Below are 15,548 nucleotides of genomic sequence, written 5' to 3'. Positions count from 1 at the left end.
TTTAAATCGGGGGTAGAAAATGAATAAGTTAAAAAAAAAAGATAATTTAGTTGTGATTATGGCAGGAGGATTGGGAAAAAGATTAAAACCTCTTACAGACAATTGTTCTAAATCAATGCTTAAAATTGGTGATAAACCTATACTTGAAATAATTTTAAATAACTTTATAAAACAGGGATTTTACAATTTTTACATATCAATTAATTACAAAGGGGAGCAAATAAAAAATTATTTTAAAGACGGTGCTAAATGGGGAATTAATATAAATTATATTCATGAGAAAAAGATGATGGGCACTGCTGGTTCTCTAAGCCTTATAAGCTTAAAAGATGATCTTCCGCTGATTGTTATAAACGGGGATGTTCTTACAACCCTTTCCTATGATAAATTAATGGATTTTCATAAAAAAAACTGTGCAAAAATGACGGTTGTGGGCAAAAGCTACTGCGTCAAAATACCCTATGGCGTAATGAAAAAAGAAGGGTTAAGGCTTTTGGACTTTGAAGAAAAACCTGTACATAAAGCTTTAATTAATGCAGGAATATACGTTTTAGAAGCTGAGGCAATAAACAATATACCCAAAAATTCTTACTATAATTTAAATGAACTTATAAAAAAAATGCTTTTTAACGGAGACTTTATTGCTGTATATGAAATGGATGATTACTGGATAGATATTGGGACAAAGGGAGGTCTTTACCAGGCAAAAAAGGATGTTTATGAGGTGTTTTAAATGAATTGTATTGTTGTGGGGTATGGTTCAATTGGAAAAAGGCATGTAAATGTATTAAAGAAATTAAATTGCAAAGTGGCGGTTGTAAGCAGAAGAAAAATTGAGTACCCTTTAACGTACAATTCCATAAGCACCGCTTTAAAAAGTGAAAGGCCTGATTATGTAATAGTTGCTAATGAAACAGCAAAGCACTATGACACATTAAAAGAGCTTTCAGAAAACTCCTTTAATGGTACCGTTATGGTAGAAAAGCCCTTGTTTGAAAAAAGACATGATATGCCCCAAAACAATTTTAAAAATGTCTATGTTGGATATAATTTGAGATTTAATCCTATAATTAAAAAGCTTTACAGAATTATTAAAAATGAAAAAGTGTTGTTTGCCAAGGCATACGCAGGACAGTACCTGCCTTACTGGAGGGTGGGAAGGGATTACACCTTTACATATTCAGCAAAGAAAAATGAAGGCGGGGGAGTTTTACTTGACTTAAGCCATGAACTGGACTATTGTACATGGCTTTTTGGCAACTGGAGTGAAATGACCGCCATTGGGGGAAAATACAGCAGTTTAAAAATTGACAGTGAAGATGTTTTTTGTATCACCATGGCAGCGGAAAAGTGTCCTGTAGTGCAAATAAACTTAAATTATCTAGATAAAATCGGAAGAAGGGAAATAACGGTAATTACAGATAAAAAGACAATTATAGCAGATTTAACAGGGCAAAAAATACAAATAAACAAAAAAGTAATAAGATACAACATTACCAGGGACTACACCTATTACATGCAGCACAAGGCGGTTTTAAAAGGGGAAACCCATTGCTTGTGTACACTTGAGGAAGGTATGAACATTTTGGATATGGTTTTTTATGCAAAAGAAGCATTAAAGAAAAAGGAGTGGGTAAAAAGGTGAAGAGGCTTTGTACAATTTGTGCACGTTCCGGGTCGAAAGGACTTGAAAATAAAAATACCCGGCTCCTTTTAGGAAAACCCCTCATAGCCTACAGCATTGAAAGTGCTTTAAACAGCGGGCTTTTTGACAAAATTGCGGTAAGCAGTGATTGTGAAAAAATTTTAGAAACGGCAAAGGGGTGGAAGGCTGACTGTTTAATAAAAAGACCTATAGAGCTTTCAGAAGATACTTCCCCTAAAATTCCTGCAATAGTACACTGTCTTTTGGAAGTTGAAAGGATGGAAGGGTATACCTTTGATATCATTGTAGATTTAGATGTAACTTCCCCATTAAGGCATGTTTCGGATATAAAAAATGTTGTAGAAATTCTTGAAAAAAGCAGCATTTCCAATGTGGTATCAGGAACATACCCAAACTGTTCTCCATATTTTAATATGGTTGAAATGGATGAAAAGGGAGAGCTAAAGCTTTGTAAAACCATTAAAAAGCCAATACAAAGGCGTCAGGATGCCCCAATATGCTATCAGCTGAATGCCTCTGTTTATGCATGGAAAAGGGAGTTTTTACTAAAAGGTGGTTCAACTCTATTAAATAAAGACACTTTTTTATACGTTATGCCAAGGGAGCGCTCCGTTGATATTGATGATGAACTGGATTTTTTGTTTGTTGAATTTTTGTTAAGTAAAAGAGAGTTATTAAATAAATGAGGCGTTATTTTAAACAGGAAAGGAGGGATTTGGTATTGGAAGAAAATTTTTATAAGAGAAAATTTAGTTTAGAAGGAAAAACTGCCATTGTCACAGGGGCTTTAGGTCTTTTAGGAAAGGAATTTTGCAAAGGTCTTGCGGAATTTGGGGCAAATGTAGTGGTGGTTGATTTAGATGAAAAAAAGGCAAAAGATTTTTCAAAGGAACTCTCTTACAAATATAAAGTAAAATCCTTGGGAATGAAATGCGATGTTTCAAGGGAAGAAGATGTAAATAACATGGTGGAAAGGGTTTTAGAAGAATACACTAAAATAGATATTTTACATAATAATGCTGCTACTAAAACAGATGATTTGGAAGGCTTTTTTGCACCCTTTGAAGAGTACTCACCAGACAACTGGAGAAATGTTATGTCTGTAAATATTGACGGCATGTTTCTTGTGGCTCAGAAAGTGGGGCAGCATATGGCAAAGGTAGGAGGCGGCAGTATAATCCAGACTTCATCAATATACGGGCTGGTGGCGCCGGATATGAGGATTTATAAAGGAGCTGTTTATTTAAATAAAAATATAAACACCCCGGCTGTATATACCGTTTCAAAAGCAGCGGTTATAGGGCTTACAAAGTATTTGGCCGCCTACTGGGGAAATAAAAAAATAAGGGTTAACACTTTGATTTTAGGAGGAAATGAAAGCGGACAAAATGAAATTTTTGTAAAAAATTACTCCCATAAAGTTCCCCTAGGAAGAATGGGATACCCTGATGAAATGGTAGGAGCTTTAATTTATCTTGCATCAGACGCTTCAAGCTATGTTACGGGTCAAAGCATTGTTGTGGACGGGGGATTTAGCATTTGGTAAGAAGGTTTTGGTTTATTTAGCATGGGGAAGAAAGGAAGGAATTTAAAGTGGAGGAAACCTATAAAAAATTGCAAAGTGAGCTTATAAAACTTTTAAGAAAAAGGCTGGATATTTTAGAGCTAAAAGAAATAATAAAAGAAATAAAGTATGAGCTGAAAAATTTAAACAATATAATTTGGACTAAAGAAGACATTAAACTAAAAGATGAATGTGTAAGTTTTTTAGATGCAAGAATGCAGGGGAATGTTTTTTATACAATAAAAAATATTGAAAATTACCAGCATGACGGGTGGAAAGATTTAATGTTTTAAAGGATTGGTTTTCTAAAAGGGGGCTTAAAATGTATGGAAGATAGAAAACAAATTGATGCATTTAAAAAATCAATAGAAAAAACAATTGATTTTTTAAGAAGAGGAAGGGACAGTGAAGGTCTTAAATGTTTTTTAGAAAGTATGGATACTTTAGAAAAAGCATGTGTTTATTTAAAAAAAAGAGACACAATTATGTCCATTTTAAAAAGAATTCATTTAAGCATTAAAAATAATGACATTATATCCATAGCGGATGAACTGGAATTTTCCCTGTATCCTGTTATTAAGCTTGAGTTGGAGGATGTCTTATGATTATAGCTAAAAAAAATGAGAGGGAAATTTTTTTTGAAAAAAATATAAAACTGCTTCCGCCGCCCCTTCAAGAGATTTTACTAAAGGTAGACAAAAAGAAGCTTTGGGAGAAGGTTGATGTAAGATATAATGAGGAAGGGTACCCCCTTTGCATGTACTATGATAACGGGAACGTTTTTAAAATAAACAGTGAAAAGCCCCTACAGGAAGCAAAGAGATGGTATGACGAAATAGAAGAAAAGGGTGCGGGTGCTATATTTTTATACGGCACGGGTTTTGGATATCCCCTTTTTGAAGTACTGTCAAGAAAGCAGCCTCATACACTGGTTTTGGTGTTTGAAGAAAATATCTATCTTTTTTCGGCAATGCTTCATTATTTTGATTTAGAGCCTTTTATAAAAAACCAAAGAGTGGTTTTTTTGATAGGTGAAGAAAGGGATTTTAAAAAAGTTTTACAAGAAATATTTTACAGTATTATACTTACAATGTGCACAAATCCTTCTTTGGCATTTACCCACTGTGCTAAAAGAAATTTTAAAGATAAGTATTTAAAAATTCACAAATATGTTTTTTCTCAAATATCATTGATGGTGTTTTATGTGGGAAATGACCACAAGGACAATTTAACAGGGTTTACCAATTTTATGCATAACGTAAAGATGGTGCTGGAAAACCCGTATCTTAGTTGTCTCAAAGGATATTTTAAAGATTTTCCTGCCTTTATTGTGGCAAACGGTCCGTCCCTTGATAAAAATATAAGCCAGCTAAAAAGAATTCAAGATAAGGGCATTATTATATGTGCAGAGTCTTCGGTGATACCTTTAATAAAAAATAATATAAAAGTAGATGTAATGGCTGTTTTAGAAAGGACAAAATACACTTATGAATACCACTTTAAAAATGTAAAGCATCAGGAGGACATGGTACTTTTGGCTTTAGGGGTTGTTGACAAAAATGTTTTTCCTTCCTTTTCCGGAGCAAAAATCCCGGTATTTAGAAAAAAAGAGGCAATAAGCAGCTGGTTAAACGGTCATATTGGGGACGAAAGCTCATTGGATGCAGGAGCTAATGTTTCCCATATGGCATTTGAACTGGCTGTGCTTTTTGGTGCAAATCCAATTGTATTTGTAGGTCAGGACTATTCTTACGGGGACAAAGGAGTAACTCATAGTAAGGATTCTGTTTACTTAGAGGAAAAGGGGGAAAGGGCACGTAAGATATTGGAATCTAAAAGGGTTATTTATGTGGAAGGAGTTTACGGGGAAAAAGTTCCTTCCAATCAGCTGTGGATTGATTTTAAAAGAGGTTTAGAGGAAAAAATAGAATTAAACCCAAATAAAATAGTAATAGATGCCACAGAGGGAGGAGCAAAAATAAAAGGAACCGTTTGTAAAAAACTTTCAGATGTTATTGATGAGTACTGCAGTAAAAAAATAGAAATAAAGCCTTATGAAATAATAAATGAGAGCAAAAAGAATATTTTAATTTATCAAAGAAAAAACAAATTAGAAAAACTTAAAAAGGATGTTAAAAGTCATATACAGCTTTTTATAAAATTAAAAAAGAGGGCAGTTGAAGGGAAGTTTGACTGCATTGAAATGATTAGGATATGTGATAATGAGGAATATTTAAATCACAAAATTACCTTAGAAGAGACATATAAGAAGAATATAAAAGCTTATCAGATGTTTTTAGAAGATGAAGTTTCCAGGTATTTTTGCCAGCAGGTTTTATTTGTGTATTACTACCTTATGAATAAATTAGGAATTATTGATTCAAAAGAAAAAACAAAAGAAATATTTAAACTCCAGTATGATTTTTTTCACCATTTAGGTGTAGTGTGCCAGGGCGTACTGGTTTCTTTTGAAGATGCTGCAAGGCTTTTAGAGGGTATTGATTTAAAGCTGTAAAAAGGAGAAGCTTTGGTATGAATGAGATGTTTTTAAGTGTGTGCATTGTGGTGCGTGAGGTAAGAAGCTGTATTTTAAAATGTATAGACAGTGTAAAAGATATTGCAGACGAGATAATAATTTTAAACACATGTCCCTATAGAGAAATTCCGGATGAAATTAAAAATATGGATATACCAAAGGACGTTAAAATAAGTGTTTATAAAGCCAAATGGAATAACAGCTACGGGGAAGCTAAAAATTTTTGTTTGGATAAAACAAAGGGAAGGTGGGTACTTTTTATTAACCCGTATGAAGAACTGGAAAAAGTAAATAAGGAAAAACTACATGAGCTTTTAAGGGATCCTAATGTTGAAGGTTATTTTTTACATATTGATAATACTGGTAAAATATTACCCCTGACAGAATTAATACGCCTTTTTAGAAACAGAAGGGAATACAGGTATAAACACAGGGTATTTGAAAGAATTACAGATAAGGGTTTGCATTTTGTAAAAGATTCAGGCATAAAAATTAATAGTAAAAATTCTATAAGGAAGGATGAAAATTATCTTCTTGAACTGGAACTTAATGAAAACCCTAATGACGGGTACATTCAGTATGTTTATGGAATTGATTTAATGAATAAAAAGCTTTATAAAGAAAGCAGCAAATTTTTTAGAAAATCAGAAAAAAATACAAATCCTGAAGAAATTTTTGCTCCTCATTTATATAGATGCTTTATTTTAAGTCTAGTAAATTTAAAAGAGGAAAGGGAAGCTTTTAAAATTTTAGAAAAGGGCATGGAGCTTTTTCCTTTTTATAAGAACTTTCTTAACATAGAAATAATAATGAATGTAATGAATATCTTTTTAGAAAAGCGGGAGTATGAAGAAGCATTAGAATGTACAAAACATTTTGAAAAATATAAAAATTTAGAGAACCAGATAAACAGCATTAAATTTATATGCTATACAATGCTTAAAAAAGAAGAAGAGGCGCTAAAAATTCTAGATTTAATCAACAAAGACAGTGTTTATTATAACTATATGCTGCTTCAAAGGGTGGAGAGCCTTTGGGCCGGTGAAAGGTGGGAAGAAGCAAAAAGCCTTCTTATTAGCGTAAAAAAAACAGATGATAATTTAATCTCCTTGTACAACCTGATTCATGAAGTTTTAACAGGAAAGAAAACAGGAAATATAACTCTTTCTCATAGCCAGTACCAAATTGTGAATATGATTAAAGATGATTTACTTTGGCTTGAAAGTGAAGATAAAGCAAAAATTTTAACGGATAATTTTAATAAGGGGGAATAGGAGGGGAATTAAAAAAAAAGCTTAAGGTTTAGAAGGCACCTGAAGCTATCTGTATTTAAATTCAGAATTTATAAATTTTGTTTTAATATATTTATGATGTTATTACAGTATTTGAAACAGGGGCAAAGTTATTCACAATAAGGGTAATGGGCGCGCTAACAGGAACTGAAGATGCATTTCTTATTTCAAGGCTGGAGCCTTGAGAGCCTACAGTAAATAAGCTGGTTTGCTGTAAAACACCGTTAACAAACAAAAGGTAGTAGCCGTTGTTTGGTGTCGCAGTTGTAAGGTTTGTAGTTAGTGAGTTTCCTTCATCATCAAAAAATTTATCGTATGGAATTGTAATAATGCCACTGTCCCTGTCGGCTTCTTCTAGTTTGTAAAAGTATCTTTCCACTTCAGGATTTGTATCTGTAGTGGTTGTTGCATCCATTACCAGTTTAAATAAAGTTGTAGCCATATATAGACCATCCTCTCTGTATTTAAAATTACATTGGTTTCTATATTATAGTATGTTGCCAGTTTTATTATTGTGATTACATAAACTTTAGCAGGGGTATGATAATAATTTTTGAAAATTAAAAAAAAGGGCTAATGTTATTTTGAATCCGGTACGATATATATTGTGAATCAAGTCAATAATAGTTTTATTATAAATTTACTCCCCTAAACATTCCCATGTATTCTCCCACCTTTCATATAGAATACATGGGTTTTTTTATAATTTTTTGTTAAAAAATATTGGCATTTTATTATATTATATAAATATTCCATCTTTTTATTTTAAATATTATCTCTTTTTTCTCCAAACCCTTATGTAATCAGGGTTTTGTCTCATAAAAGATTATTGTACAATTTCCAATTTACATATTAAAATTAAATTAAGCATGATATTTTTAGCATTATTGCTCATTAAGTTTAAAATTAAAAAAGTCTGTGCTGTTTTGCTGTTATTTGCACTTACATTATCTACCTTTGTGTTTCCAACGCAAATGGTACAGGCAAGGACAATTACTTCCAATGAGATGGGGACTCATGGTGGCTATGACTACGAGTTCTGGAGGGATTCAGGAACAGGAACTATGGTTCTTAAAGACGGCGGGGCATTTAGTTGCCAATGGAGTAATATAAACAATATATTATTCCGCAAAGGCCGAAAATTTGACCAAACTAAGACGCATCAGCAGCTTGGAAATATTGTGGTGGAATACGCAGCTGACTACCGTCCAAATGGAAATTCATATCTATGTATTTACGGTTGGACGGTTGATCCACTGGTAGAGTACTATATCGTTGAAAGCTGGGGAAACTGGCGTCCTCCGGGAGCACAGTCAAAAGGTATGATTACAGTGGACGGCGGTACATACGACATTTATGAAACTACAAGGGTTAATCAGCCTTCCATTATAGGTACTGCAACTTTCACCATCACCATCGCCATCAAATACGCCAATACCGACAGGTTCAGGTGAAATAAGCGTACCTACCGATAATATCAATGTACCGTCTTTTTCACAGCTACAAAATAATCCAAAACTGCCTGATCCATTTACATTCATTAATGGTTCAAAAGTTACAAGCTTAAATGACTGGCCGCTAAGACGTGCAGAAATCAGTGCTTTAGCACAAAGATATATATACGGTGAAAAGCCTAATCCTCCGGAATCTGTAACAGGTTCATATGGAAATGGCAGAATAACTGTAACTGTAAAAGATAAAGGTAAAACAATATCCTTTGATTGTTCAATCCAGTATCCAAGTAAAGGCACGGCTCCTTATCCTGCAATGATCGGGATGGGAATGAATACCCTTAATACAAGTGTAATAAGGGATATGGGAGTTGCACTGATTACTTTACCTGTTGACGAGATTGCACAGCAGTCCGGTACACATACAAGGGGCAGGGGAAAATTCTATGACTTATATGGCAGCAATCACTCAGCCGGTGCATTAATGGCATGGGCCTGGGCTGCAAGCCGTCTTATAGATGCCCTTGAAGTAACTCCAAGTGCCAACATCGATCCTGCAAGAATAGCTGTAACAGGTGGATCCCGTTATGGTAAAGGCGCACTTGCCGCAGGTGCCTTTGATGAAAGAATTGCTCTTACAATACCACAGGAGTCCGGTTGTGGAGGAACATCAAGCTGGCGTGTTGCAGAGGCCCAGAAAGCTTCAGGACAGAATGTTCAGACATTGTCACATATTATTACAGAGCAGCCTTGGCTGTCTAAATCCATTGAACAGTTTGTCAACCAGACAAACAAGCTGCCGGTAGACCAGCACATGATATTGGGTATGTGTGCACCCAGAGGTCTTCTTGTAATTGAAAATACAGGAATGGAATGGCTGGGTAATTTAAGTTGCTATACATCTTCCCAAGCTGCACGTTTGATATATGAAGCCCTTGGTGTAAAAGACCATATGGGATTTTCACAGGTGGGAGGACATATGCACTGTGCATTCCCTGATTCCCAGATACCTGAGTTAAGAGCCTTTATCCAAAAGTTTTTACTTGGAGATAACAGTGCTAATACAAATGTTAACAAGACAGACGGTAACTTCTCATTTGACAAGGCAAGATGGGCTGATTGGTCAGTACCTACATTGAGATAATTAAAGAGAAAATAAGATAAAAAAGGCTGCTGTACTAAGTAATTAGTGCAGCAGCTCCTTTTTTTACTAAGAATTATTATTTTATCTTTATACCCCATATTTGTTGTCCCCTGGTGCCCACTACAATTATATCTTCATATACGGCAGGGGAGCCTTCTACATTTGCATAAAGGGGTATTTGGTCAAGAACTTTGCCTGTGGCACCTTCTATCAAAAACATATTTCCTCCGGAATCACACTGGATAATATAGCATTTTCCATCCTTGGTATAAATATCCACAGGTGAACTCCAGGAGTAAAAGTCCATGTCTAAAACCCAGACTTCTTCACCGGTTTCCTTGTTAAAGGCAATTAATTTACCGCCATTTTGCTTGTTATCTGTCTTTGCCAGAGTGTATATAACCAGATTGCTGATATTGTTTTTACCGATAACAGGGGAAGCTAAAGCCCCGCCGGCAATATCAGGATTGTAAGCGCATTTATATTTTTTTTCCCATATTAATTCCCCTGACAGGGCATTAATTTTCCGGATGTAACTGTATCCCCCCTGGCCTTGTATATCCACTTCATTTGCTGTATAAATAAATACATTGCCGCTGCCCAAGTCCTCTATTGCAGCTGTGCTGTCGGTGTCATCAGTTACATTTCTTATCCAGACAGGGGTAAGGGTATTTAAATCAATACATGTAAAAGTGCCGCTGTTATCTACAAAATAACCGTAGTTTTTATATGCGGCAATGGAGCTTTCTATCCCAAGACGCCTGTTTACAGGGGAAGTGTACCTGTATTTTATAACATCCGGTTCAATGGAAATTTTACCGTTATCTATATCGTAATTTGTATTAAGTTTTATGGAGTATAGAAAACCGTTTTCGCCGCATTCAAATAAAGTGTCAGTTTCTTTATGAATAAGGGGGGTGGAATCAAAAGCACCCCATAATCTATGGGAAGTAGAGTCTATACCGTTAATAAAATACAACATTTTTTGGTCTATAAGACTGAATATTCTAAACCCTATACTGACTCTTTTACCGTTTACTACATCAATTCCCTGACCTGAATACAAAAGAGGGTAACCTCTGGGGTCAACTGTTACGCTTCCCTTTATAGGTATACCTACATTTATTGGATCCCTGGTGTATGAGCCGTCATCTAAGTCTAAAAAGTATATTTTGCCGTCTAAAGTACCGTATATAACTTCTTTTAAATTGTCTTTATTCTTTTTGTCCTGGTATAAGTTCATTTTTTTTCTTAGATTTCCGTCCCAGTTAACTATGGCCGGCTGGCCGTTCCAGCCTACACCTGTCCAAGAATCTAAATATCCTATTTTTACATTCCATATTTTTTCAAGTTTTTCTTCAGTTACATCTGCATATCCGTAGCTTGCAGAGTTTCTGTAATTATTTCCCCTAAAAGTTGTAATACCTTTAATTTCGTTATATTTATTGTAAGAGGGGAATTTAACCTCATCCTTCCTTTTGTAGTTTTCAAGTATTGTATTGTCCTTTAGTACATCCCATGTAAAATTATAATTTGAAGGAAGGGCTTCCGGCACAATCTCAACTTGAATTTCTTCTTCCTTTTCCTCTTCTTCTTCAACTTCATTTTCATTTATTTCATCTTCCTGAGGCAGGCGGGTGTTATCTTCGGTATTATTACCCGGTACAAAAGTAGCTTCAGGTTCCTTGGTGCCTGAATTCTTTTTAGATAAATAACTGTTTAAAACTATAAAGCCTGGTATACATAGAATAAGGATGATAACATTAATGATTATGATTATTTTAGAGGCTCTCATGTATAAACTCCTGTTCATGTAAATGATTTTTTAATTTATGGATACAATGTAAATTTATAAATTTTAGTTACGATAATTATGTATAATTATATAATAAAGTTTTTTTTTGTCAAGATAATGTGGAATCAATGATTATTATAAAAAAATATGGTATAATATTAAGGGATATAAGGACATTTATGTCTAGTTTATTTATGTAAAAAAATTAATAATTAAAGGGAGAGTTTTTACAATATGAGAAGCAGCCTTTTGAGGCAATTTCCTGATGAAATACAAAAGAAAATAATAGACAATACAATTGAAAGTTATGAATTAAGGGATGTTATATCAGAACTTATTGACAAAAACCCTATGTTTATAATAAGGGTGTATTTAAGGACAGATGATTTAAAGGGTATTTTAGAAGAAAAAGATATAGATTATATAAAAAATAAATTAAAGAAAGTTATAAACTATGAATGGATATATTTTAAATTTAAAAAAAGAGTAAAAGAAGATATGGATTTATTTATAAAAGATGTGGCAGAAAATTTTGCACGCATAGTATTATTTGAAAAAAAGTATGAATATAATGACAGTAATAATCAAATTGAGAATAAGGGAAGCTATGACCTTGATAAATATGAGGATCTTGAGGACTTTTTATGTGATTTTGAATTAACTTTAAATGATGAGGATGAACTTTTGGATATTGATAACCATTCTTCATTTCTTGTAAGTATAGCAGAAAACTATATACATGTTACATTAAAAAAAATACTTATGGATATATATGAAAAAAGAAGGGATGATTTTATCAGACTATTTAACTTAGATAAAGAAGCAGAGCTAAGTGACAGGGATTTTGAAGAATTGGAGTATGAAGTATTTGAAATTTTTAATACCGCATTCCCCATTCCGGATGTAAATAACCCTGTTGGAGCCGGAGAATGGTTGGTTCCTGAGGCTTTGAAAATGGATGTAAAGCTTTTGTTTGAATTAGGGAAGGATATAATTTTAAAGGATATTTAAATTTATAAATCTCTCGTTTTTGTTTAGGGGGTTGTGCTGGTAGATGTTGTACAAAAATATAAAAAAATATTTATCACTATTTGTGCTTTTAACTTTTGTTTTTGTGCAATGCAAAACCACTGTTTTAAGCGCATCAGATACTCATGGAAATAAATCCCGTATGCGTGAATTTGTTTCCGGCTATGTTGGTATGGAAATAGAAGACCATGAATGGATAAAAAACAATGTACCAACTATAGAAAAAGTGGCTCCTAATGATTTAGCCATTGAGAGGCTGAAAGAAGAGAAAAAGATGAGGGGTACAGTTTCTGCTTTTAGTGCAGGGACTTTAGATTATGTACTTCCCCGGTATGTGGACAACAGTCTTTTGAAATATTTCCCGCCTATAGGTGATCAAGGTGCTTTAGGGTCTTGTGCCGCTTTTAACACTACATATTATCAATTTACATACACCATTGCCAAGGCAAATGGATGGGATGTAAAAAATGACAGTGATAACACAAAAAAGTTTTCTCCAAAATGGACCTTTAATCTTACAAATTCAGGACGAAACTCTAGTTTTTCCGTTCTTGATTCTTATAGGCTGTTTATGGATTCAGGGGCGGCTAAGTGGAGTGATTTTGAATACATAAGTGATGACAGTGACCCCAGGAATTATCTTGAATGGCCAACAGATGCAAGGATTTGGAGGGAAGCCCTTAATTACCGGATTGAGGACTATGGATACGTGGAAGTTTGGGATGATAATAACCCGGATACACCGGTAAAAAATCCTGATAGTGAAAGTCTGGCAGATATTAAGCAGCTTTTAAGCAACGGACATGTTCTGGTATTTGAGACAAATATTACAGGATGGAGATTTACTACCGTCGGAAATGACCCTTCCACCGGTTATGATGACCCCTTTGAAGGTGAGTATATAGCATATGCCTGTGGAAAATCTAGCTTGCCTGTAGACGGTCATGTTATGACTTTGGTGGGTTATAATGATGATATATGGGTTGATATAAACGGCAATGGTAAAGTTGATTCAGGTGAAAAGGGAGCTTTTAAGGTTGCTAATTCGTGGGGAACGGAAGATGTACTGGAGTTTAGCAATACTGACTTTACATGGTACTCCAATCAAGGTTTTGTGTGGCTTTCATATGATGCTTTAAATAAAGTTTCGGCTGTTGAAGACTGTCCTCCTGTACCGGATAGGCGGTATGTGTGGAGGTACAATAATTATGCTTACTGGATAACTCCAAGGACCGACTACACACCAAAATTTTTAGTTGAATATACCATGAGCACTTCTAACAGATACAACGTTAAAGTAATGTTTGGCTTTTCAAACTCAGACACAAATCACCCTGTGTCATTTTGGGATCCCAATGCAATAAATAAATATTCCCTTACTATTATAGATAAAATGGGTTTTGATGGTACAGAAAATGAATGTGATGCAACCTTTGTATTTGATCTTACCCATTTGTATGAAATGTATGATAACCAAGTGGGAAATTGGTATTTTAGTATTATTGATGAGGGTGCCGGAAATGATGGTGTATTAAAGGAGCTTAAATTTATAGATTTGCATAATGAAAAGGAATATGTATATCAGGAAAATATCCCCTATAAGTTTTATAATGAGTCTGTAACTTTTGGTCCTGTAAAAGTTGAAAAGGACAGTTTAAAATCTTCAGGCTGTATCCTAAACAGGGCTATGCCGTTTTATGAACGGTATTTCCGTACAGTGTCAATAGACGGCAAAATATATACAGTTGGAGGTTATCAGCCTCAACAAGGCTATATTAACACAGTATATGAGTATGATCCTGATGAAGATACATGGGAATTTAAAACTGAATTGCCCGGGGAAACTGCAAGCCTTTTTCATGTTACCCGCCTTAACGAGGAAATATATTTAATGAGAAAGGTTATTGAATACAATGACAGGGATGAGTCAGAAGAAGATGCAGGAGAAGATGTGGAAGGTAGCGCAGAAGAAGTTGTAGGGGAAGAGGCGAAAGATAACGCAGGGGAAAATGCAGGAGATGATGGGACAGACGATTATAAAGACAATGTAGAAATAAAGTGGATTATTGAAAAATATAATCCAATAACGGATACCTGGTCTTTTTTAAGATGTGTTGATTGCGAAAATGTCAGGAATATAGTGGCTTTTAACAATGAGATTTATATTATTGAACACAATGAAGTGGTATCTGAAAAAGATGAAGAATCAGAAGAAGATACTAAAGAGGATAATGAAGAGGATAATGAAGAGGATAATGAAAAAGACACTGAAGAAGACAATAAAAAAATCAGGATTCAAAAATATAATCCCGCTGATAATGCTGTAATAACAATACTGGAAGAGGATTTTAACTGGAGTTATTTTCATACGGTGGTTTTAAATGAAGAAATATATTTTATAGGAGGAAAAAAAGGAAGAGAATTATTGAGTGGGATAGGGGAAGGTTTGGGAGGTTACCGTGTCGATAATGCAAGTATGTCTTATAATCTAATAACCAAAGAGTGGAAGGAAAAAACACCCCTGCCGGAACACAATAGTCCTTTGAATGTTGTGGCATTTAATGATAAAATATATGCAGTTATAAGATATAATAACAATAATAAAATCATGTACTACCACTCAGGTACTGATAAGTGGTATAATAGTGAAATAAAGCTAATGAACAGAAATGGGATCAGGCTGGATGTTTCAGGAAATAAAATGTTTGTTTTAGGAGGTACTAAAAATATTATTTCCTTTATTGTGCCGGATACTCTTTCTGATGCAATAGAAGTTATAAATCTTGACAGCCTTTTGAATTACGGGGATGTAAACCAGGATGGTTTTATAGATTCTATTGATTATACATTAATACGTAGATATGTTTTAGGTATTATTACAGTATTTCCAAAGGATGTTGGAATGCTTGCTGCAGATGTAAACAGAGATGGAGAAATTAATTCCAGTGATTATTTTATTTTAAAAAATTATATTCTTAGAAGCATTGATGGTTTCTAAATGAGTAGAATTAAGAGTCATATTTTAGTGATTAAATTTTATTTATTATAAATAATAAATTTTTAGTTTTGTA

Annotated in this window: 13 protein-coding genes and 1 pseudogene; 12 read left to right on the top strand and 2 right to left on the bottom strand. The window is 34.1% G+C overall.

Features of this window, described 5'->3' with window-relative positions; translation table 11 throughout:
* The first annotated feature begins 19 nt into the window (after window positions 1-19).
* The 8 genes from HVS_RS09825 to HVS_RS09790 are packed head-to-tail and all read left to right on the top strand — an operon-like array spanning window position 20 to window position 7,040.
* Window positions 20-733 carry a nucleotidyltransferase family protein gene (locus HVS_RS09825; RefSeq protein WP_101301800.1) on the top strand — a complete coding sequence of 238 codons (714 nt, stop codon included), beginning with the start codon at window positions 20-22 and terminating at the stop codon, window positions 731-733.
* Window positions 734-1,645 carry a Gfo/Idh/MocA family protein gene (locus tag HVS_RS09820; RefSeq protein ID WP_101301797.1) on the top strand — a complete coding sequence of 304 codons (912 nt, stop codon included), beginning with the start codon at window positions 734-736 and terminating at the stop codon, window positions 1,643-1,645. It begins immediately after the preceding gene.
* Window positions 1,630-2,352: an acylneuraminate cytidylyltransferase family protein gene (locus tag HVS_RS09815; RefSeq protein WP_207654770.1), complete on the top strand. Its 723-nt coding sequence runs from the start codon at window positions 1,630-1,632 to the stop codon at window positions 2,350-2,352. Before HVS_RS09820 ends, HVS_RS09815 begins: the two co-directional genes overlap by 16 nt.
* Before the next feature lie 35 nt (window positions 2,353-2,387).
* The gene (locus tag HVS_RS09810; protein WP_202861500.1) at window positions 2,388-3,212 is read left to right on the top strand and encodes an SDR family oxidoreductase; all 825 of its coding nucleotides are present in this window, start codon (window positions 2,388-2,390) and stop codon (window positions 3,210-3,212) included.
* Between the two features lie 47 nt (window positions 3,213-3,259).
* On the top strand, window positions 3,260-3,523 hold the full coding sequence (locus HVS_RS09805) for a hypothetical protein (protein ID WP_101301793.1): 264 nt from the start codon (window positions 3,260-3,262) through the stop codon (window positions 3,521-3,523).
* 33 nt (window positions 3,524-3,556) lie between these two features.
* The gene (locus HVS_RS09800; RefSeq protein WP_101301791.1) at window positions 3,557-3,835 is read left to right on the top strand and encodes a hypothetical protein; all 279 of its coding nucleotides are present in this window, start codon (window positions 3,557-3,559) and stop codon (window positions 3,833-3,835) included.
* Window positions 3,832-5,745 (top strand): motility associated factor glycosyltransferase family protein, encoded by a 1,914-nt coding sequence (locus HVS_RS09795; protein ID WP_101301789.1) that lies wholly within the window; start codon window positions 3,832-3,834, stop codon window positions 5,743-5,745. Before HVS_RS09800 ends, HVS_RS09795 begins: the two co-directional genes overlap by 4 nt.
* Before the next feature lie 17 nt (window positions 5,746-5,762).
* A complete protein-coding gene (locus tag HVS_RS09790; RefSeq protein WP_101301787.1) occupies window positions 5,763-7,040 on the top strand; it encodes a glycosyltransferase in 1,278 nt (425 codons plus the stop codon).
* A gap of 91 nt (window positions 7,041-7,131) precedes the next feature.
* Here the strand turns inward: HVS_RS09790 and HVS_RS09785 are convergent, their stop codons facing one another.
* On the bottom strand, window positions 7,132-7,500 hold the full coding sequence (locus HVS_RS09785) for a DUF4183 domain-containing protein (protein WP_101301785.1): 369 nt from the start codon (window positions 7,498-7,500) through the stop codon (window positions 7,132-7,134).
* A 550-nt stretch (window positions 7,501-8,050) separates the two neighbouring features.
* On the opposite strand from HVS_RS09785, the pseudogene HVS_RS09780 reads away from it, so the two are divergent.
* Both HVS_RS09780 and HVS_RS09775 read left to right on the top strand, forming a co-directional pair.
* Window positions 8,051-8,464 (top strand): annotated as a pseudogene (locus HVS_RS09780) (glycoside hydrolase family 11 protein); the annotation flags it as partial.
* Window positions 8,454-9,653: a glucuronyl esterase domain-containing protein gene (locus HVS_RS09775; RefSeq protein WP_423230882.1), complete on the top strand. Its 1,200-nt coding sequence runs from the start codon at window positions 8,454-8,456 to the stop codon at window positions 9,651-9,653. The pseudogene HVS_RS09780 and the gene HVS_RS09775, both read left to right, overlap by 11 nt.
* 76 nt (window positions 9,654-9,729) lie before the next feature.
* On the opposite strand, the gene HVS_RS09770 is transcribed toward HVS_RS09775, so the two are convergent.
* Entirely contained in the window at window positions 9,730-11,448 is a 1,719-nt protein-coding gene (locus HVS_RS09770; protein ID WP_108593944.1) for an outer membrane protein assembly factor BamB family protein, read from the bottom strand.
* Between the two features lie 234 nt (window positions 11,449-11,682).
* Between HVS_RS09770 and HVS_RS09765 the strand changes: the two genes are divergently transcribed.
* A complete protein-coding gene (locus HVS_RS09765) occupies window positions 11,683-12,459 on the top strand; it encodes a hypothetical protein (protein ID WP_101301774.1) in 777 nt (258 codons plus the stop codon).
* Between the two features lie 43 nt (window positions 12,460-12,502).
* Entirely contained in the window at window positions 12,503-15,475 is a 2,973-nt protein-coding gene (locus tag HVS_RS09760; protein WP_101301772.1) for a dockerin type I domain-containing protein, read from the top strand.
* The last annotated feature ends 73 nt before the right edge of the window (window positions 15,476-15,548 follow it).

Source organism: Acetivibrio saccincola, assembly GCF_002844395.1.
GTDB lineage: Bacteria > Bacillota > Clostridia > Acetivibrionales > Acetivibrionaceae > Herbivorax > Herbivorax saccincola.
Note: the sequence above shows the minus strand (reverse complement) of the source record. Positions and strands in the feature narration are given on the sequence as shown.